The organism is Staphylococcus schleiferi (assembly GCF_025558325.1).
GTDB lineage: Bacteria > Bacillota > Bacilli > Staphylococcales > Staphylococcaceae > Staphylococcus > Staphylococcus schleiferi.
The window spans coordinates 221,488-241,869 of record NZ_CP094712.1 but is presented as its reverse complement, the minus strand read 5'-3'; the positions used below and the strand labels follow the sequence as shown (position 1 = coordinate 241,869).

Genomic DNA, 20,382 nt, shown 5'->3' with positions numbered 1-20,382 from the left:
TCTCAATTGTTTAAAATATACTTAAAGTATTTTTATTTTTGCCTTATGGTATGATTCAAATCATTCAAGTATCATGGGACATCATTATCTAATGAAAGAGATTAAAATGAAAAAAAGAATACTCACTTTCCTATTTTTTATTTCTTATATGATTTTTGTTTATATCGTGCTCTTTGTTCTTTTGCCAGCACTCCATATTACTGCTCATTGGCAAATACAAGTTGCCACAGTATTATACTTTTTTATAGGCCTCTTTTTAGGTATTAGGATAAGACGTCGATTTTTAGAATAATATGGTGTATCAGTATCAATAGTGTTATAGATGGTATGCGTCACTTTGAGTCAGAAAAGTACCTTTAAAAAATCAAGAACAGCGGCTATCTATTGCGTTTCCTATTTTTCCTTTGAGCCATCCAATGTCGTAATTTGTTTCGGCTGCTGTTCTAAAAAAGTGACATAGTGTTCAAGATGAATACGGTCATCAACAAAAATAATACGTCCACCTTGACGCGTCCCTACTGCCTTGATTTGATGAATCCGATGATAGCCTGTTCGACGTGTCGCAAAATATCCCGTTGTATAGTTCAAATCATCGGATACGCAGAGTTCCCCTTTGACATAGGGCGAAGCAGTCGTACAACTTGCAATAGCCAGTGCATCTTTGACTCGAGCCGTGTAGGTTTGAGGTCCTTGGTCATCAAAGCAAAATTGTGTGACACGTATACCTCTGTCACCACTTCGATCTAGTCGTTCTCCCGTTTGTGCACTTAAAATCAACGCCCCCGAATATTGAATCGAATTAAAAATGTATGCCATCCCTTTATTTAACGCCTCTTGTGTAATACCATTTTCATTGCATAATTGCGCAATCTTATCATTTGGACGATCGATGATTGATAATGCCGGTAGACGCATTAATGGTTGAGTCACTTTTTCAATTTTTAAATTTAAAAAATCCGCTTCTCCATTTTCATGATGAAATCCCTTTTCAAAAAATGTTTGAATCACATCAACAATCTGCTCTTTTTCACAAATCGTTTCTGCACCGCTTGTATGTTGCTCATTTTGATTGGCTCTCATTTTTACACTGTACATGTTCGGCCTCCTTCACTGAATTTGTTCCATGACTTCAAAAAGTCGCTCAATGTCATGTTTATCATGTAACCAAGAAAGTGAAATGCGTAAAATGGGCTGTTGGACTGTTGGATATCGAAAGAGGCTTAATAATATGCCCTGTGCGTTCAATTGTTCTTGTGCCTTTGCAGCCTTTGTATTATCAGTAAATGGGATTTGTTTAATTGGAGACAAAGCCATCTCTGGATAGCGTTTTTGCGTATATTCAGCATGTAATTCATTAAAACTTTGACTTAACTGTTGTATCTTTTGACTTCGCTCTGTATCTTTCAACATCAAGCTAAGATTGTTTTGAATGCGATATAAATTAAAGAGTGGCAGTGCACTTGAATAAATGAGTGCCCGTGCAGTGTTAATCAATACTGTTTTAAACAATGCGGAACATAATATCGCGCCTCCATGTGCACCTACTGCTTTCGATAAACTGGTCGTTAAAATATCAATATCTTCATAATATGAATGCAACCTTAATCCAAATGCATGGGCGTCATCTACAAAAAGCCATGTATTCGGATAGTGCTTTTTTAGTTGAACAAGCTGTTGTAAATCCGCAAGTCCACCGTTCGTTGAAAACACACTGTCTGTCACAATGATTTTGGTCTTTGATTTTGGATATTGTGCCAACAAATTTTCCAAATGTTGCACATCTCGATGTCGATAGATTTCTTTATCCATACGACTTAAGCGAATACCATCAATCAAACTCGCATGGTTCTCTGCATCAGAAAACACAACAACAGATTCATCTTGAAAAGCTTGAAATACAGCTAAATTGGCATCATAACCACTATTCGTTATAAGCGCTGCTTCAAAACCAAAATATTGGCTCATTGTCGTTTCGATTACTTCATATATTTCAGCGTTGCCACTGACCCATCTTGAACTCGCCAAATTTTCAATGGCAGCTAAATGTTTTTCATCTGTAACATTGAGAGAGAAGGGCGCTTGACCTAAGCCTAAATAATCATTGGAAGTAAAATTGAGTAACTTTTGTCCGTTCATTGTCAGCCATTTTCCTTCTAACCGTTCAACGGGTTTGAGTGCTCTAAAATGACCTTGTGCCTTAATTTTGGCTAGCTTTTGTTCTAAGTTCATCGAGAGGCGCCTCCCTCCGATTCAACACGATACTGATTTAAAAGCACTTTTTTGAAAATGCGCACCATTTTTTTAATCTCTTTGTTCGACATACTTAAAACGGGCACAAATGTAATGACATTTTCTAAATTTCGAATCATCAGCCCTTCTTGTTTACACTGATCAATGATGGCTTCTACACTTTCTATTGCTAACGGCGTCTTTTGTTCTTTATTTGCGACGAGTTCTACACCATACATCAAACCTCTGCCTCGAATATCTCCTACATAAGGATGCGTCGATAACGTATGTAACTGTTGTGCAAGCGTTTGTGACGTTTTTTGAATTTGCGATATGAGATGACGCTTTTTAAATAATTTAATATTTTCTAATGCTACGGCACATACGACTTGGTTTCCTGTATACGTATGACCGTGAAAAAATGTCTTTTCAGCATGCGTATGACTTAAAAAGGCATCATATATTTCTTGTGACGTTAACGTTGCAGCAAGCGGAACATAGCCTCCTGTGATGGCTTTGCCTAAGCACATCAAATCAGGTTGCACATCTTCATGCTCACATGCAAACATCTTGCCAGTACGACCAAAACCAACTGCCACTTCGTCAACAATTAGTAACACATCATACTTTCTACATAATTGTTCCACAGCTTTCAAAAAGCCTTTAGGATGCACAAATAAGCCTGTTGCACCTTGAATTAATGGCTCAATAACAAACCCCACAATTTCATCACCGCGCGTTTGTAATAGCTTTTCGATTTGGTCGAGTATGCGCGCTGTCATCGCCGCTTCTGATTCAGCATCACTATGATAAAAAGAGGGACATGGTACTTGGATATTTTCAAAGATTAAGTCATTAAAAATGCGATGAAATGTATCAATTCCACCAACACTCACCGATCCAATCGTATCGCCATGATAAGCTTGATGTAAGGTCAGAAATTTATTTTTCTTCGCATACTTTTCAGGGTCTTTATTTTTCCAATATTGATATGCAATTTTAATAGCGATTTCAACAGCTGCACTCCCTGTATCTGAATAGAACACTTTTTTCAACCGTTCAGGTGTGATTTGGACTAACTTTTCCGCAAGCTTGATGGAAGGAATATTGGATGAACCTAAAAGGGTTGAGTGCGCAATGGACTTTAACTGCTTTTGAATTGCGCGATTTAACTGCTGATTTTGATGGCCATGTACATTAACCCATAGAGAAGCATAACCATCTAAATAACGACGTCCTTTTGTATCATATAAATAACTTCCCTTGCCGCTTTCGATAATAATGGGTTCTTTTTCAGCATACACCCCCATCTGCGTAAAAGGGTGCCATACATACTCTAAATCTTTTTGAACTAATGCCTTATGTTTCATCATTAACCGCTCCTTTAATTTTTGATAAGAAAGATTCTGAAAAGTCTAATGCTGTTCCATTTTCTGGGAACACTTCAAGTGATTGACCTGTTATTTTTTCTATCGTTTCTAAATTATCTTGTTCTAATGGACGATGTTGATAGCGATTGAGCATAAATAACGTCGGTGGTAAGGTCATCGACTGGATAAAATGATGATGAACGACAGCATCACTAATGGCACCTAATTGCGCAGGTAAAATCGTCAGAACTAAATCTGCTGTTTCACGAATCAAATCTGTCGTCATATAAAATTCAGTTTCTCCTTCGTATATCGGAACAGCAATACCACCTGCGCCTTCAATAATGACAATATCAAACTGTGCGTCTAACGTTTGGATACGATTAATAACGGATTGAAGATCAAAATGCTGTTGCGGCTCACGCTTAAAAGCTAAATGTGGAGAAACCGGATCTTTAAATGTATAAAGTGACGTTCTTTCATAACTCAAACCACAGTCCCTTTTGTAACTTTCTAAGTCGGGATAAGTGCCATCAGCTAGCATCTCAGTCTGAAAGGGCTTGAAGATTGTCGTACGCCACCCCTGTCGCTGTAAAAAATGAAATAAATGCTTTGTCACATATGTTTTTCCAATATCTGTGGCTGTTCCAGTCACAAAAAGTTTCAAATTCATTCACCTCTTTAAAAAATCTTTACAAACCATATCTTAATCATTCCACTTTTAATTGTAAACTTATTATATATTTTAGTTTACAATTAAGCGCTTTTCCTTTTATAAAGGTATAAAAAAAGACAGGACAGAAATCGATTTGATTTCATTGTCCCGCCTAGATAATGTGCAAATTGAACAAGTGTTTGCACAGCCACTTAAAGACAACTATTCTAATGTTTTACCTCATGACGTCTATACAGACGACTCAATTGGAATCACTGTGCCTTCGATCTATTGCACTCATGAGTTAAAAGAAAAATGTAACGAAAATGTAGGCACTCAATCCAACGAGTGCACAATAAAGGAGTGCAGGTCCTAACGTTTTACGAATGACGCCGCCTTCTTTACCTGCCATATTGACCACCGCACATACCGCCACAACGTTATGGACACAGATCATGTTCCCTGCTGCACCACCAATGACTTGTGCGGCTAAAACGGTATAGAGATCTGCACCAATCGTATGCGCAATATTGGCTTGAACTGGCGCAAAAGTCAGTGTCGAAACGGTTGCACTTCCTGTGATGAATGATCCCAGTGCGCCTAAAAACGGAGCAACAAAGAGCCACATATCACCAAACGTATGCGCCATACCATTCGCTATGTATTCCGGCATACTAATCAATTCTTTCGTATTTAAGCCTGAGTTACTAAAGACATGGACCATTGCCAAAGTTGCGACAAGTGTAATCCCTGTTGTGCGAATCGTTTTGGCAGAATCTTTACACGCCTTCCCTAAGTTTTTAAATGATTTACGTTGAATAATCACCGCAAAGATTGCTGCTATAAATAAAATAGTTCCTGGTGAATACAATAATTGCCAACTAGACGAGATTGTATCGTAACCTAAAATATGGTTCCATGATAAATCGAGCGTCTTCGTTGTAAAAGCTTTAATGGGTTCTACAATACGTGTTAAGAGTAATAAAGCGACCACAATTAAGTACGGTGACCATGCTGAAAACAAATTCATTTCATGTGGTTGAGATAAATCTGCTTCGATATGATCCTCCACTAATGCGTCTTTCCATTCATTTTTAGGTACGAACCAACCTTTTTTAGTCATAAGTACTGCGACAACTAAAGCAGTTAATGAACCTAAAATCGATACAAATTCTGGACCGATTAAAGTTGCATATCCCCATGCAGAAACAGCGTAAGCTACCCCTACAATTAACGTCCAAGGTACCATTTCTAAAATCGCCTTTAACTTATGAGATTGACCAAAAAAGATAACCATTGTCGCTACAATCATCAATGGAATAAAGACACCACTTAATAAATCGATCAGTGTAATGTGAATCGCAGTTTGTGAAAACAATGTATCATCCGCATTTTTAAGTGTACTTAAACCGACTAATATTGGCGTCCCTACTGCACCAAATGAAACGGAAATACTATCCGCAATCAATGCCGTTGTGACACTGACAATAGGTCTAAAGCCTAAAGCCACCATTAAAGGCGCCGTCACCATTGCAGGTGTCCCAAATCCTGATGCCCCTTCAATGAGTGAACCAAATAAAAAGGCAACGATAATCACTTGAATACGCATATCACTTGAGATGCTTTGAAAACTCGCATTAATACGTGCGACAGCGTTTGTTTCTCTTAATGTATTTAATAAAGTTAATGCACCGAATAAAATTAATATAATCGTTAATGTTTTATGTGTCCCTTGTAATAGAGAAGCACCAATGACACCTGCATCGATTCCCCATACAAAGAACCCTAATACAGTGACAACTATGGCACTAATCGTCATCCCCACAAGTGCAGACATACGTAATAATACCAAACATATAAATGGCGCAATAACAGCACTTAACGCCACAATCATTAATAAGGTATTCATTTTTGGATCCCCCTCATATCTCTTTCTCCTTAAATAGACATCTAATGACTAGATGACTATATCGATAGAATTGTAAGCGTTTTTATACTATATTGCAAACAAATTTTTAAGCTTAAATAAAAGTATTGTTCACTCATTTTACTTTTTTACTATTTTAAATAAACTTTTAATTCATTTTTTCACAAATACATCTTTTAAAAATCACTTGTCAGCAATCCGCATTGCACCCTCTTTTTTGTGATTGTTACACTCATTCCTAATATTTTTAACTGTGTCCAACCTTATTTCTCTACACTATATTTAGAATATCGCATTGGAACGACCGTTTTTATCTGACGTTTCATCTTACCTCTCAATGTTAACTTCCTTCTCTTTTCACTCATCCGTGTTCTGTGTATTACTTTTCTACACTAATATTTAGTGCACCGAAAAAAATTTAAAAATTAGACAAATTTTTAATCTTATTTGGGTTGATCTGGTTTTCAATTTGACAAATCATCATCGAAATCGAGCATCCTTATCGTAGCGCAGGTTCACTCTATAAATGGTATTTGATTTAATAGAGATTGATTAATTTTATTATTAAAATATACAATAAATTATATTTAAGCTGATACAATTAAAAGTTGAAAATTTTCTGAAAATATGCCAGAATGAAGGCAAATCTATGAAGAGGTGATTCCATAATGAAAGCCCTTGTATATCGTGGACCCGGCCAAAAAGAATGGATTGAAGTTGAAAAACCAACACTGCAGAAGCCAACGGATGTTATTGTTAAGATTTTAAAAACAACGATTTGTGGAACAGATTTACACATTTTAAAAGGTGATGTCCCAGCGGTGACTGATGGTCGGATTTTAGGCCATGAAGGTGTCGGTGTTGTGGAAGAAGTAGGTACCTCTGTGACACAATTTAAAAAAGGAGATAAAGTTATTATTTCAGCTGTGACTGCATGTGGTTCTTGTTACTATTGTAAAAAGCAACTTTATGCACACTGTGAAGATGGCGGTTGGATTTTAGGCCACTTGATTGACGGTACACAAGCGGAATATGTTCGTATTCCACATGCTGATAACAGTTTACATCGTGTACCAGATGGTGTAAGTGAGGAAGCTTTAGTTATGTTAAGTGACATTTTGCCAACAAGTTTTGAAATTGGCACTTTAAGCGCTAATGTCAACCCAGGTGACACGGTTGCTATCGTCGGTGCAGGTCCGATTGGTTTATCAGCCGTTCTTACAGCGCAATTTTATTCTCCAGCAGAAATCATTATGATTGATTTAGATGACAATCGTCTGCAAGCTGCCAAAGATTTAGGTGCAACACAATTAATCAACAGCACAAAAGAAAATGTGATGGAAAAAATCAAAGCGGTAACTGAAGGCCGTGGCGTCGATGTCGCAATGGAAGCAGTAGGTATTCCAGCCACTTTTGAGCTTTGCCAAGAGATTATTAGTCCAGGCGGTCGCATCGCTAACATTGGTGTACACGGTACAAAAGTCGACCTTCACCTAGAAGAGCTGTGGATCAAAAATATTTCTATTACTACAGGTCTTGTCAGTGCCTATTCAACACCTTTATTATTAAAAACTGTAGAGTCAGGTAAAGTCCAACCTGAAAAGCTCATCACACATCGCTTCAAACTTGATGAAATGTTAAAAGCTTATGATGTATTCAGCAATGCTGCCAAAGAAGGCACATTAAAGGTCATCCTTTCTAGTCATTAAGCTATTGCATCATAAATTGAACTTTTATTGAATCATTTATATAGTAAGCATTTTTTAGGGCTAGGATGCCAACGCGTCCTAGCCCTATTTATTATGCTATTTTAGAGTGACTTCAGTGTCCGGTCAGTCCCCCGGCACACTTCCCCCTATTCACGATAAAAGCGACTCACTTTCCATAAATAACCAAATACATTGTATCCAAAAAGGATAATCAAAACAATGATACCCGGTGCTTGATTATAATTTCCAACAATTGAAATCCACACTAAAATTAATATGCCTAGGAATAGTAAAGAAATATTAAAGTGATACACTTTAAACATCGATACAATGGTAATGTGACGTTCACCTTCATCCATTATCTGCATACTTTTTTCAACATAATTCGCTTCACCTAACTTCGGCATTCTAGCGTCAAAACGGTTTTGAAACACCCCGAGCATCACCGCTGGCACTGATACAAGCAAAAAGGGAATCATCCCTATAAGTAAACCCTCACTATCAGCACCTCCAATTACTAAAAGTAATAAACTGATAAAACTTAATACATATTGTCCATACACAATGACTGATGCAGTGAGAAACTTAATATTTGCTTTTCTTTCTATCTGGTCGGTCTGTTCCCCACCCATATGACTAGAAAATTGTTTTTTATAGCGGATCGCTTCATGTTGTACTTTGGCCAGAATAAGCGTCAATAGCAAAATAAGTGCTGAAAAAATGAGGGTCATCCACATGATAAATGAGGGCGTTGCGAATTGATTGGTATTCATCCATCTTTTAAAATCAATCCAGTCACTTGATATTCCCATTATCCCTCCTATAACCGCTCCTAAAAGGATTAATAATATATATCGCTTCACTTTCATCATTTTTCCTCCTCGATAATAAATACATCTTCGACACGTTCTTTAAATACACGGGAGATTTTAACTGCTGTCAAAATCGAGGGTGTAAATTCATTCCGCTCTATTAAAGAAACGGTTTGTCTTGAGATACCTGCCTGTTTTGCTAATTGTGTTTGGTTATAGCCATCTCTTGCTCTTAATTCTTTTAATCTATTTCTCATCGTCCCTCGCTCCTCTTTTAAATATACATTATCATTGTCAAAATGACAAATATAATAGTCACAAAACTTTTTTAATATCTTGCAGTATCTTTTAGAAATACAGTTATATAGCAATATTATTCTTTTAAATATTTTGTTATGAAACATTTTGTAAGCAATCTTATCAAGGCTTCAATAAAATATTCGAACATTCAGATGATTTTGATTATATTTTCATTTTAAATTTATTGTATTTTTAATTGACATTGCACAACTTTGCGATTACTATTTACGTGAATTAATTCACATGTTCTATAGCTATAGACACTTTATAACGTAATTTTTAATATAAACATGATATTTATTTATCATTTTAATCAAAATTCAGTTTCAATTTCATCACTAGGAGTGGTTTGCATGAAAATTGGTATTGTCAAAGAATTAAAAGCTGGCGAAGGTCGTGTCGGCTGTACACCTGAAAATGCTCAAATTCTTAAAGAACAAGGACATGAAGTCTATGTTGAGTATGATGCAGGCGCAGGTTCTGGTTTTACAAATGAAGCTTATGAAGCTGCAGGTGCAATACTTGCTTCACATGAAAAATGTTGGGAAGCTGATTTAATTATTAAAGTTAAAGAGCCTCATGAAAAAGAATTCCAATATTTCAAAAAAGGACAAGTCATTTGGGGTTTTCAACACCTTGCATCATCTAAAAAAACAGTTGAAATGATGCAAGACGCAGGTGTTACTGCGATTGGTGGAGAAACCATTGAACAAGATGGAAAAGCCATTTTATTAGAACCTATGAGCGCAATTGCAGGTCGTCGTTCGATGTTAATGGGGGCTTATTATTTAGAAGCACAACACCAAGGTGAAGGTATTTTAATTTCTGGAATTGATGCCATTTCAGGTATTCCTGCGGGTAAAGTCGTTATCTTTGGTGGAGGCTCTGCGGGATTAAATGCAGCGACAATTGCTTTAGGTCTACAAGCTGAAGTTGTCATTATTGAATTAAAAGATGAACGTATCGCTTGGCTTGAATCACACTTCAAAAACGATAACGTCACTGTCGTGAAATCTAATGAAGCCAACTTAGCTCGTGAAATCCAAACAGCTGATGTCTTTATTTCAACAATTTTAATCCCAGGCTCAAAACCACCTAAACTTGTCACTAGAGACATGGTACGTCGTATGAAAAAAGGCTCTGTTCTTGTTGATATTGCCATTGATCAAGGGGGTACCGTGGAAGGCATTCGTCCAACAACAATTGGTGATCCAATATATGTTGAAGATGGTGTCATTCACTATGCTGTACCTAACCAACCTGGCGCTGTCCCTCGTACCTCAACAATGGTGTTAGCAGCTGGTAACATTGATTTCTTATCTGAAATTAGCAATAAAGGCATTGAACAAGCAATTAAAGAAAATCCTGTTTTAGCATCCGGCGTCAACATTTATCAAGGCCACATTACAAATCAAGGCTTGGCCGAATCACATGATATGCCGTATGAAAAATTAGAAGATCTCATCTAGCGCGTCCATTATAAATTTGAAAAGAGGTTGATGATTATGGCAACAAATGCTGTCATGATACAAACTGAGAAATACTGTAATATTCAAGACGTTAAAGAAGCAAAAATGAAAATCCAAGATTACGTTCGTGAAACACCCCTCATCAAATCAATGTTTCTAAGTAACAATATTACAGGTGGCAACGTTTTTTTAAAACTTGAGAATATGCAATACACCGGCTCGTTCAAATTTAGAGGTGCCCTTAATAAAATCTTGCATTTAACAGATGAACAAAAAGCGAAAGGTATTATTACGGCTTCTGCCGGCAATCACGCACAAGGCCTTGCGCTCACTGGGCAACTCCTCGGTATTGAAGCGACTGTTGTGATGCCAGAAGAAGCACCGATTTCAAAACAAGAGGCCACCCGAGGCTACGGCGCTGAAGTCATTCTCAAAGGCGAAACTTTTAATGATTCACGACTTTATATGGAGCAGTTGGCACAAGAAACAGGTAAAACAATTGTGCATCCATATGACGATTGTGAAGTCATGGCAGGTCAAGGCACAATTGGCCTAGAAATATTAGATCAAATTTGGGACGTCGATACTGTCATTGTCCCTGTTGGCGGCGGTGGTTTGATTTCTGGACTCGCCACTGCTTTAAAATCATTCAATCCGTCCATTCATATCATTGGTGTACAATCTGAAAATGTACACGGTATGGCGGAATCGATTAAAGCAGGAGAGATTACTTCACAATTCACTGCACACACGATTGCAGATGGGACAGAAGTTGCAATCCCTGGTAACAAAACTTATGCTGTGGTTGAAAAACTAGTCGATGAGTTTGTGTTAGTTTCAGAAGATGAAATCGCAAACGCAATGCGCCATTTAATGCAACGAACAAAAATCATTACTGAAGGCGCAGGTGCATTACCAACGGCCGCTTTATTAAGTGGTAAAATCGATCCACGTTGGATTAAAGGTAAAAACATTGTTGCTTTAGTCTCTGGTGGTAACGTTGACCTCACTCGCGTTTCACATATTATCGATGACTTATTAAAACCTGCTGACACAAGTAAAGGTGTCGTAGGTTAGTCCATCCTAACAAGAGAATTGGAGGCAACAGCATGAGTACAGATACAGCTTTAAAGAAAAACATCGGCTTTTTCGCATCTCTTTCACTTGTGATGGGCTCAGTCATTGGCGCGGGTGTATTTTTCAAAGTATCAAGTGTGAGTGAAGTCACTGGCTCTACAAGTATGGCCCTGTTTGTATGGTTGCTAGGCGGTATTATGACGATATGCGCAGGCTTGACCGGCGCTGAACTCGCAGCAGCAATTCCTGAGACAGGTGGCCTCACGAAATATATTGAATACACATATGGAGACTTTTGGGGATTTTTGTCTGGATGGGCGCAAGCATTTATATACTTTCCAGCGAATATCGCCGCACTTGCGATTATATTTGCAACTCAAATTATTAATTTAATGCACTTAACGACATCATTGTTATTACCAATTGCTATCATCAGTGCAGTATCCATACTACTCATTAATTTTCTTGGCTCTAAGGCAGGCGGGACTTTACAATCTATCACACTCGTCATCAAGTTAATCCCAATTGCACTTATTGTCATCATTGGTTTCTTTCATAGTAGTGATGTCTCATTTTCACTCTTTCCTGTTGTAAATGGTACAGACTCTAACTGGTTTGAAGCGATTGGTGCCGGCCTACTTGCAACCATGTTTGCCTATGATGGTTGGATCCACGTCGGTAATATTGCCGGGGAAATGAAAAACCCTAAAAAAGATTTACCAGGTGCCATTGCACTCGGTATCGGTCTTGTTATGATTGTTTATTTACTCATTAACGCAACTTTTTTAATGACTCTCCCGCTTCACCAAATTGAAGGCAATTTGAATGCCGCAAGCGAAGCGTCTTCTATATTATTTGGTGCAGGTGGCGGAAAATTAGTCACAATCGGTATTTTGATTTCTGTCTATGGCACGATGAATGGCTATACGATGACAGGGATGCGTATTCCATATGCCATGGCAGAGCACGATCAACTTCCGTTTAAGCGTTTATTTTTAGACTTATTACCATCACGCACACCATGGCTAGGTGGTATCATACAAATCATCATTGCATCGATTATGATGCTCTTGGGTGCTTTTGACACAATCACAAATATGCTCATATTTGTCATATGGACATTTTATTGTATGGCTTTCTTAGCAGTATTTATTCTGAGAAAACGAGAGCCTCAATTACATCGTCCGTATAAAGTGCCATTGTACCCCGTTATACCAGCGATTGCGCTTTTAGCAGGTACTTTTGTCTTGCTTAATACCCTATTTACACAGCCCCTTCTTGCAATCGTAGGTATCGGGGTCACAATGTTAGGCATTCCGATTTATTACTATCAGAAAAAGACACAACATTCTTAAATGAACCTCTTAACTCATTAAATTAAACATAGCACCGTCTAAAATATTAAAAAATAAAAGCACACCCATACTAAGCAGAAAAAACTTACCCCCTTGCTTAGATGGGTGTGTTACTTTTGTCACACTTTTCAAATGGTTGTATCGGTAACTTTTACTTCCAATAACCAATATTTTGAAGATAATCAATCGCTTCTTGAGCTTCATTTAATAGTGCTGTTTTAATCGTGGATAAACCTTTATGTTCTAAACGACTGACCGGACCTGAGATACTTAGTGCTGCACGGATTTGATGATGTGCATCTAAAATTGGCGTTGCGATACACATTAAACCATATTCGTATTCTTCATTATCTACTGCTAAATGGACATCTGTACGTGCTGCCATATGAGCTTTAAATGATTCCAATTCTGTTATCGTATGAATCGTTCGTCGTTCAGCCCTAGAAAAATAAGCTTTAAGTTTTTCATCAGACAATGTATGCAAAAACAATTTACCAATCCCTGAACAATGCAGTGGCGTTGTCGGTGATAGATGGGTTTGTAATGTGTATTGATCCCCATATTCGGTGTGTAAAATTAGTACCTCATCCTCAAGTAATATCCCAAGATTTACAGATTCGCCAGTTGTTCGAACTAAATTTTGCATAAAAGGCTTCAATTGATTCACGAGTGCATCTGTACTTTTAATTTGATTTTGATAAGTTAAAATTTTGTAACCGAGATGGTAATTTTCATTCGCATCTTGTTCTACAATGGCCAAATCGGAAAGCGTTCGCAAGTTTCTATAGATGGTACTTTTAGGTAAGCTGAGCACCCTTGCCATTTCACTGATGCCCATCTTTTGTTTATCTGACAATAAATCTAAAATTTCGAATGCTTGGACCACCGTTTTAATCGGAGTATAATCTGCCAACTTAAGTCACTTCCTTTTTTTCACGCAATGACTAAAATAAAAGTTTAACAAATAATATCACAAAAGGCAGTGCAATGAACGTTCTTTCCAAGAAAATAATAACAATATGTGAAAACTTTTTGATCGCATTCGCTGAAGTCAGTAACGTCGCAATTTCAGATAAAAAGATTAATTGTAAAATACTCATCATTGCGATAACAACTTTACTTGATGTTTCTGTAATATGTGAACCTAAAATAACTGGCAAATAATTATCTGCAAAGCCTGACATAATTGCACTCGCTGTTGTTGCAGCTTCAGGAATACCCGCAACCTGTAAAATCCACTGAATCGGATAAGAAATCCATGCTAAGACTGGTGTATAAACCGAAATTGCTAATGCCAGTGTGCCCCAACATACGATAATCGGCATTAACCAAACAACATAAAACATCATATTGTCTTTTTTATTGATAAAGTTACTCGCTGTCACTTCAGAGGCACGTTTTGTAGCCATTTCAGTGGCTGTTTTAAACTTTTGATGATGTGTCGCTGTTGATTCTTCTGTTTTAACCGTACCGTCTACATACGTGTCGGGATACTGTGAAATCGGTGGAATACGAACACATATGAATGCAACAATCATTCCAATAATGGTAATTCCAAGAAAGATATATCCAAAGTAATCAACGACGTCTAACACACTGCAGACGAGGACAACCCAACCAATACTCGACGTAGAAAACTGGCTACCTAAAATCGCTGTTTCTTTAACCGTATAGTAACCTTTTTCAAAAAGCTCTTTCGAAGCTAAGATGGCCGCATTACCCGGTCCAACCCAAGCACTGATTGCACTTACTGCACAGATTTCAGAGATTTTAAAAATAGGCTTGATAAGAAAACCAATCAGCTCTCCAATAAACTCCATAGCGCCAAATTCTAGAATAAACGTTTGAAATAGAAGCATAATGGGCACAATTACTGATAGTTGAACAGCTAAATTCACCATCGTTGTCCCTGTGTCTTCAGAGATAAGGAATGCTGGTCCAATATGGAATAAACACATGAGTGTAATCAATGTTCCTAATATACGGTTGACTGTATAAAAAGGTGTTGTTGAAAACAAAGGTTTTAATGTGCGATTTTGTCGAATAAAATCGGGTTTCCAAATTTGATCAATGACAGCCATTAACGTACTGATGCAAAAGATAAGGGCGATGAGTAACGTGATTGGAAATTGAAATGCGGCTACAAAGGCCTTGATATAATGGAACAAAATCGTATCTACACCATTGGCAAATGAGAATGGAATTAAAACAATTATAATCCCGATTAACGTTGCAACAATAAATTTAATGAAATTTTTAATATCACGAGTCCCTGATAATGTTGCATTAGCTTTTTTGTTCATATTTAAAACTTCCTTATTATTAGTATCGTAAACCTGATCATTTTAACTGATCAATGTAGCTTCTCATTACGTCGCATGAAGCATATAACTGGGTATGCTCTTTTTCATTTAACAACTGCGGTAACCGTTGTTCTACACCTTGGTGACTGACAATACTGGGTAGGCTGATATAAACTTCTTTCCCTGTTTTGGTTTGATATAAGTGAGATACAGGTAAAATACGTCGTTCTGAATGACATAACGCATCAATTAGGCATTTAATCGCATCTGCAACACAAAAACAATTTGGCCCTTTCATTTGCCAAACATCAAAAGCCGTCTCTTTAACACGTTGTTCAATGACTTCGGTAAAATCATGTGGCAAGGTCATACCTTGTGTTTGAGCAAAATCTTGCACGGACAAGCCACCAATGCGTGTTTGACTCCACAATACGACTTGTGCATCCCCATGCTCCCCTACAATAGAAGCTGTAATACTTTGTGGACTGATATTGAAGTAGTCACTCAAAATATATTTTAATCTTGAAGTATCTAATAAAGTCCCTAAACCTATCACATTAGCAGCTGGAATAGTCGCCACTTGATAAGTCATGTACGCTAATATATCGACTGGATTGCTGACAGTTATAATTTTGGTTTTAGGGCTATAGTTCACAATTTGCGGTACGATGTCTTTCAAAATATCTGCGTTCTTTTGCATGGGGACAAGTCTGGATTCACCGACTTTTTCTGGTACCCCAATCGTAATAACCACAATGTCTGAATCTTTTGTATCTGCATAATCCCCTGCCGTCACTTTTCTTGAAGTCGACACCCCAACACCATGCATCATATCGAGGGCTTGCCCCGTAGCACGATTTTTATCCAAGTCGACTAAAACCACTTCGTCGATCCATTCTGTATGAGACAATAAATAGGCCGTTGTCGCCCCAACTGCACCTGCACCAACAATACTGACTTTATTCATTTCCTTCATCCTTTCAAAATGAAACGCGTTTCGTTTTATTCGAATTTATCATAATCCTAAATTTTGTCTTTTACAATAGTTTTGTGAAATTAATCACAAATATGTCACAACTCCTTCATCACAACCTCACACCCAATAAAAAACAGCCTAAATGATAAAAACGAAACGAGATTTAGACTTCAAATTCCAAAGAAAGCACCTCAAAAATCATTTAAACGATTTTTGAGGTGCTTACTTCTTTAATTAGACGACGTCTTCTCTACAACTGTTTCAATTGTTTCAAGACAAATGTGTGATATTCATTGAAAGTGCAGGTCATTATTATGCTATGCTTGCCACAATGAACAAGACGCTTGTGGGAAGCGCTAAAGTCAGTAATCCAATTTGGCTTCATCAAGTTTCTGTTACAATTAAGCCAAATTTAGTAGAGACTTCACCCCCTAAGCATGCGCGTTCATCGAGGCAAGACGATTAAAAATTCTATAGCCCAACCTCGTCTGGTGTCTGTTATTTTATAGCCTCACAAATGAAGCCACTTGTCATTATTCTACATCGTCATGCGTAACTGTAAATAATTTTTGTCCCTTTTTCACTTCTTGATCCGCTTCAAATTCAAGTGTCCCACCGTCTAAGTTCGTTACAATTAATGGTGTGACAATGCTTGGTGCATGTTGTTCAATATACGACAAGTCGACTTTCATAAGCGGCTGACCTTCTACAACCTCTTCATCCACTTGGACTAATGCTTCAAAACCTTCACCATTTAATTTTACAGTGTCGATACCGATATGAATCAACAGTTCCACACCATCTGTTGACTCTAAACCAATCGCATGTCGAGTTGGAAAAATCGTTTTCACTGTTCCATTGAAAGGCGCGCAAATTTCTGAATTCTGCGGAATCAATGCGACACCATCGCCCATTAATTTTTGTGAAAATACTTGGTCCGGTACATCGGATAATGGGACGATTTTACCATCTCCAGGGGCAACAACTGAGACATTTCTTGTGCCTTCAATTTGAACGACATCCGTATCGATATCATCTGTCACGGTTGTTTGAGTCGGACTTGTAATTTCACCTTTCATAATCAGTGCCATATCATGTTTAATTTGATCAGATTTTGGTCCAAAGATCGCTTGCATGTTATTGCCGACTTCCAACACCCCTGCTGCACCTAATCCTTTAAGTGCGTTGACATCGACTTTTGCTTTGTCATTTACTTCTACACGTAAACGCGTAATACATGCATCTAAATGTTTAATATTTTCTTTACCTCCCATTGCATCTAACACATCGAAAGGTAAACGCTCTACCGTTGTACTTCTTTGCTCTTCCACTTTGTCTTCGCGCCCTGGTGTTTTTAAATTCATTCGCTTAATAAGGAATGAGAACACAAAGTAATAAATAAATGCATAAGCAATGCCCACTGGAATCACACGTAAGGCATGTGTTCGATCCCAATTCAGTAAACCGTATAAAACATAATCGATAAAACCACCCGAAAATGTCATACCGATTTTAACATCTAATAAATGCATAATGAGGAATGAAGAACCGGCTAAAAATACATGCACTACGTATAAAATAGGTGCAACGAATAAAAATGAAAACTCAAGTGGTTCTGTAATCCCTGTTAAGAAAGCAGTCAAACCAGCTGATAACATTAAACCCGCAACGATTTTTTTACGTTCTGGACGGGCTTGACGATAGATTGCATAGGCAGCCGCTGGTAAACCAAACATCATGAACGGATATTTCCCTGTTGTAAATGCACCCGCTGTAAATGCAACACCGTCTTTCAATTGCTCCATCCAAATTCGTTGGTCCCCACGAATTGTTTCACCTGCGTGGTTCACATAATGACCAAATTCAAACCAGAATGGTGCATAGAAAATATGATGTAAACCAAATGGAATTAAGGAACGCTCAATAATTCCAAAAATAAATGTCGTTAATACAAGGTTTTTATTCAATAAGAAGTTCGATAAACCATTTAAACCTTCTTGGATTGGTGGCCAAATAAAGCTTAACAGTATACCCGTAATAATCGCTACCACAGATGTCACAATCGGTACAAAACGTTTGCCGGCAAAGAATCCTAAAAATTGAGGCAAGGTAATATTATAAAACTTGTTATAACACCATGCTGCTAATGCCCCGATAATAATCCCACCAAAAACGCCCGTTTGAAGTGTAGGAATCCCTAAAATCAGTGCATGTTGTGGTAACTTATTCGCTTGGCTTAAAGTCGACGCACCATCTGCAAATGAGTAGATTTGATCGATCGTAATATGCATCACTTTTCCCATTGTTGCATTCATAATGAGATAACCGACTAATGCCGCTAGCGCTGCTACACCGTCACCGCCAGCTAATCCTAAAGCAGTCCCCACCGCAAATAACAGTGGTAAGTTATCAAAAATGACTTGCCCCGCTGACTCCATGATTGACGATATCATGACAAAGACATCATACTTTAACCATGGTGCAAGTGCGACCAACTGTTCATTATGCATAGCATTCCCAAGTGCAAGAAGAATCCCCGCAGCTGGTAAAATCGCTACAGGCAACATCAACGCTTTACCAATACGTTGAAGTTGACCAAAAAAACGCTTGAATATCATTTAAAACACCCCTATATGTAAAAATTGGCAAACAAAAAGGCATGGGCAAACAAAGCCATATCATTATGGCCGTCAATTTGCTCATGCCTGTTTTCACAGTAACACGCTATTCATTTAACCGCTTTCATTATATACGAAGTGATTCCTCTTGACAACAACATTTTAAGTAAATTTTCATAGATTTTTAGAAAAGTCACATTTTCTTTTAAGGTTTATTAAATAGGGAATAAGAGATTTTTAACGAATAATTAATAGTATTTTTGCAAGGTGCCCGGTAAAATTTGAATATATCTATCTATGAAAAGAGGAAACATCTATGAAATTGAAGCAACTTATTCTTTCAAGCGCTGTCGCAGCGAGCGTTCTAAGTTATACAAGTACGACTTTTGCTGCTGAAAACTCATCTACGCCTGCAACAGAACACGCTGCACAAAAATCACAAGTTCAACAGTTATTTGAAAGATATAGTAAAGATACAATTAATGGTAAAACAAACATTAATAACAATTGGGTTCTTTCAAACCATACATTACAAGAAAATGAAATCCGCTTAGAATTAGAAGGCAAATTTACAGTAAATAATAAGATTTTTACTCCAAAACGTACAATTACTTTAGATAAAGGGCCTATTACACTTAAAGAATTAGATCATATCGTTCGATTTGCGAATGTTTCTTACGGCTTGTATCAAGGCAATCAATTACCAACAGGTACGATTGTCATTCATACAAAAGACGGTAACCGTTATACATTAGAAGTTGATAAAGCCTTACAATCTGATCGTGAAAATGTCAGCATCAGCACAGAAGATTTGAAAAATATCACATTCGATATTAAGGCATAAATATAGCGACACATTGTCATAAAAAAACAAAATCCGAGATTATTTCGTTTATATTTACGAAAAATCTCGGATTTTATTGGTTCTTCATTTTTTATGGTGGGATGACATAAGTCATCCTGCTTTTTTGTACAAAAATAGCGCAAATGCCTCTATAATTTTAAGTGACTAAACCAAAAATAAAGGAGACATATTGCGCCTATGTGTAATGATATATTAAAGTTACTAAAAATTAAAGATAATAATATTAAAATCACTAAAGTTGAAGAAGATGTAGTTATTAGAGGTAAGAAATCTAACGTCATCTTTGGTACCCTTTCATACAAGCCTATGACTTGTCCTCACTGTTATCATACGAATCCAAACCGAATACACAAACACGGAAAACGTTTATCGTGAATTACTTTTTTAAGATTCCAAGAGATAGCAGTGTATTTAAATCTGTTAAAACAACGTTTTAAATGTAGGGTTTGTGATCGGACTTTTACTTCTAAAACAAATGTTGTTGAGGATAACTGTTTTATCTCAAACCATGTTCAGAAAGCCATTATAGATAAAACAACACAAGTTCGCTCAGAAACTGATATCGCAAGTGATTGTAACGTTTTTGCATCTTCTGTAAAACGTGTGATTCATAAAGTAAGCAATGCCACTTTTCAATAGTGAAATTGCTTAAATAGATTGCGTACCGAGTCGAGACTCCCGAGGCATAGAGCCGAAACCGAAAATCCATTTTGGCTT

At 37.3% G+C, this 20,382-nt stretch carries 18 protein-coding genes; 7 read left to right on the top strand and 11 right to left on the bottom strand.

Annotated features, from left to right (window positions below; all coding sequences use genetic code 11):
• Positions 1–393 precede the first annotated feature (393 nt).
• The 5 genes from MUA40_RS01010 to MUA40_RS00990 all read right to left on the bottom strand — a co-directional run bounded on the left by MUA40_RS01010 (position 394) and on the right by MUA40_RS00990 (position 6,163).
• On the bottom strand, positions 394–1,095 hold the full coding sequence (locus MUA40_RS01010) for a 6-carboxyhexanoate--CoA ligase (RefSeq protein ID WP_016425933.1): 702 nt from the start codon (positions 1,093–1,095) through the stop codon (positions 394–396).
• 12 nt (positions 1,096–1,107) lie between these two features.
• Positions 1,108–2,229, bottom strand: a complete 1,122-nt coding sequence (locus tag MUA40_RS01005; RefSeq protein ID WP_016425932.1) for an aminotransferase class I/II-fold pyridoxal phosphate-dependent enzyme — start codon at positions 2,227–2,229, stop codon at positions 1,108–1,110.
• Entirely contained in the window at positions 2,226–3,599 is a 1,374-nt protein-coding gene (gene bioA, locus MUA40_RS01000; protein WP_126496483.1) for an adenosylmethionine--8-amino-7-oxononanoate transaminase, read from the bottom strand. The genes MUA40_RS01005 and bioA overlap by 4 nt, the downstream gene beginning before the upstream one ends.
• On the bottom strand, positions 3,589–4,266 hold the full coding sequence (bioD, locus tag MUA40_RS00995; RefSeq protein ID WP_016425930.1) for a dethiobiotin synthase: 678 nt from the start codon (positions 4,264–4,266) through the stop codon (positions 3,589–3,591). The genes bioA and bioD overlap by 11 nt, the downstream gene beginning before the upstream one ends.
• Positions 4,267–4,558: 292 nt before the next feature.
• Positions 4,559–6,163: an L-lactate permease gene (locus MUA40_RS00990; protein ID WP_155976553.1), complete on the bottom strand. Its 1,605-nt coding sequence runs from the start codon at positions 6,161–6,163 to the stop codon at positions 4,559–4,561.
• Positions 6,164–6,849: 686 nt separating this feature from the next.
• Between MUA40_RS00990 and MUA40_RS00985 the strand changes: the two genes are divergently transcribed.
• Complete coding sequence (locus MUA40_RS00985; protein WP_016425928.1) at positions 6,850–7,890, top strand: zinc-dependent alcohol dehydrogenase family protein; 1,041 nt, start codon at positions 6,850–6,852, stop codon at positions 7,888–7,890.
• Between the two features lie 146 nt (positions 7,891–8,036).
• Here the strand turns inward: MUA40_RS00985 and MUA40_RS00980 are convergent, their stop codons facing one another.
• Complete coding sequence (locus tag MUA40_RS00980) at positions 8,037–8,762, bottom strand: DUF3169 family protein (protein ID WP_081635192.1); 726 nt, start codon at positions 8,760–8,762, stop codon at positions 8,037–8,039.
• On the bottom strand, positions 8,759–8,959 hold the full coding sequence (locus tag MUA40_RS00975; RefSeq protein ID WP_016425926.1) for a helix-turn-helix transcriptional regulator: 201 nt from the start codon (positions 8,957–8,959) through the stop codon (positions 8,759–8,761). The genes MUA40_RS00980 and MUA40_RS00975 overlap by 4 nt, the downstream gene beginning before the upstream one ends.
• A gap of 396 nt (positions 8,960–9,355) precedes the next feature.
• Here MUA40_RS00975 and MUA40_RS00970 point away from each other — a divergent pair, with 396 nt between their 5' ends.
• Genes MUA40_RS00970 through MUA40_RS00960 form a run of 3 tightly spaced genes read left to right on the top strand, consistent with a single transcriptional unit; the run spans position 9,356 to position 12,903 of the window.
• Positions 9,356–10,471: an alanine dehydrogenase gene (locus MUA40_RS00970; protein ID WP_016425925.1), complete on the top strand. Its 1,116-nt coding sequence runs from the start codon at positions 9,356–9,358 to the stop codon at positions 10,469–10,471.
• A 36-nt stretch (positions 10,472–10,507) separates the two neighbouring features.
• Positions 10,508–11,548 carry a bifunctional threonine ammonia-lyase/L-serine ammonia-lyase TdcB gene (gene tdcB, locus MUA40_RS00965; RefSeq protein WP_016425924.1) on the top strand — a complete coding sequence of 347 codons (1,041 nt, stop codon included), beginning with the start codon at positions 10,508–10,510 and terminating at the stop codon, positions 11,546–11,548.
• Between the two features lie 32 nt (positions 11,549–11,580).
• On the top strand, positions 11,581–12,903 hold the full coding sequence (locus MUA40_RS00960) for an APC family permease (protein ID WP_016425923.1): 1,323 nt from the start codon (positions 11,581–11,583) through the stop codon (positions 12,901–12,903).
• Between the two features lie 151 nt (positions 12,904–13,054).
• Here MUA40_RS00960 and MUA40_RS00955 read toward each other — a convergent pair whose 3' ends face one another.
• The 4 genes from MUA40_RS00955 to ptsG all read right to left on the bottom strand — a co-directional run bounded on the left by MUA40_RS00955 (position 13,055) and on the right by ptsG (position 18,797).
• The gene (locus tag MUA40_RS00955) at positions 13,055–13,816 is read right to left on the bottom strand and encodes an IclR family transcriptional regulator (protein WP_262569732.1); all 762 of its coding nucleotides are present in this window, start codon (positions 13,814–13,816) and stop codon (positions 13,055–13,057) included.
• A 31-nt stretch (positions 13,817–13,847) separates the two neighbouring features.
• The gene (locus tag MUA40_RS00950; protein ID WP_016425921.1) at positions 13,848–15,206 is read right to left on the bottom strand and encodes a YjiH family protein; all 1,359 of its coding nucleotides are present in this window, start codon (positions 15,204–15,206) and stop codon (positions 13,848–13,850) included.
• 37 nt (positions 15,207–15,243) lie between these two features.
• A complete protein-coding gene (locus MUA40_RS00945; protein ID WP_126496477.1) occupies positions 15,244–16,173 on the bottom strand; it encodes a lactate/malate family dehydrogenase in 930 nt (309 codons plus the stop codon).
• Positions 16,174–16,715: 542 nt separating this feature from the next.
• Positions 16,716–18,797 carry a glucose-specific PTS transporter subunit IIBC gene (gene ptsG / locus MUA40_RS00940; protein ID WP_126496484.1) on the bottom strand — a complete coding sequence of 694 codons (2,082 nt, stop codon included), beginning with the start codon at positions 18,795–18,797 and terminating at the stop codon, positions 16,716–16,718.
• A gap of 319 nt (positions 18,798–19,116) precedes the next feature.
• Here ptsG and MUA40_RS00935 point away from each other — a divergent pair, with 319 nt between their 5' ends.
• The 3 genes from MUA40_RS00935 (at position 19,117) to MUA40_RS00925 (ending at position 20,304) form a co-directional block, all read left to right on the top strand.
• Positions 19,117–19,644, top strand: coding sequence for an exotoxin beta-grasp domain-containing protein (locus MUA40_RS00935; protein ID WP_262569731.1), 528 nt, complete (start codon positions 19,117–19,119; stop codon positions 19,642–19,644).
• Positions 19,645–19,842: 198 nt separating this feature from the next.
• Entirely contained in the window at positions 19,843–20,040 is a 198-nt protein-coding gene (locus tag MUA40_RS00930; RefSeq protein ID WP_155976556.1) for a hypothetical protein, read from the top strand.
• A 30-nt stretch (positions 20,041–20,070) separates the two neighbouring features.
• Positions 20,071–20,304 carry a transposase gene (locus MUA40_RS00925; RefSeq protein WP_126496617.1) on the top strand — a complete coding sequence of 78 codons (234 nt, stop codon included), beginning with the start codon at positions 20,071–20,073 and terminating at the stop codon, positions 20,302–20,304.
• Positions 20,305–20,382: the final 78 nt, after the last annotated feature.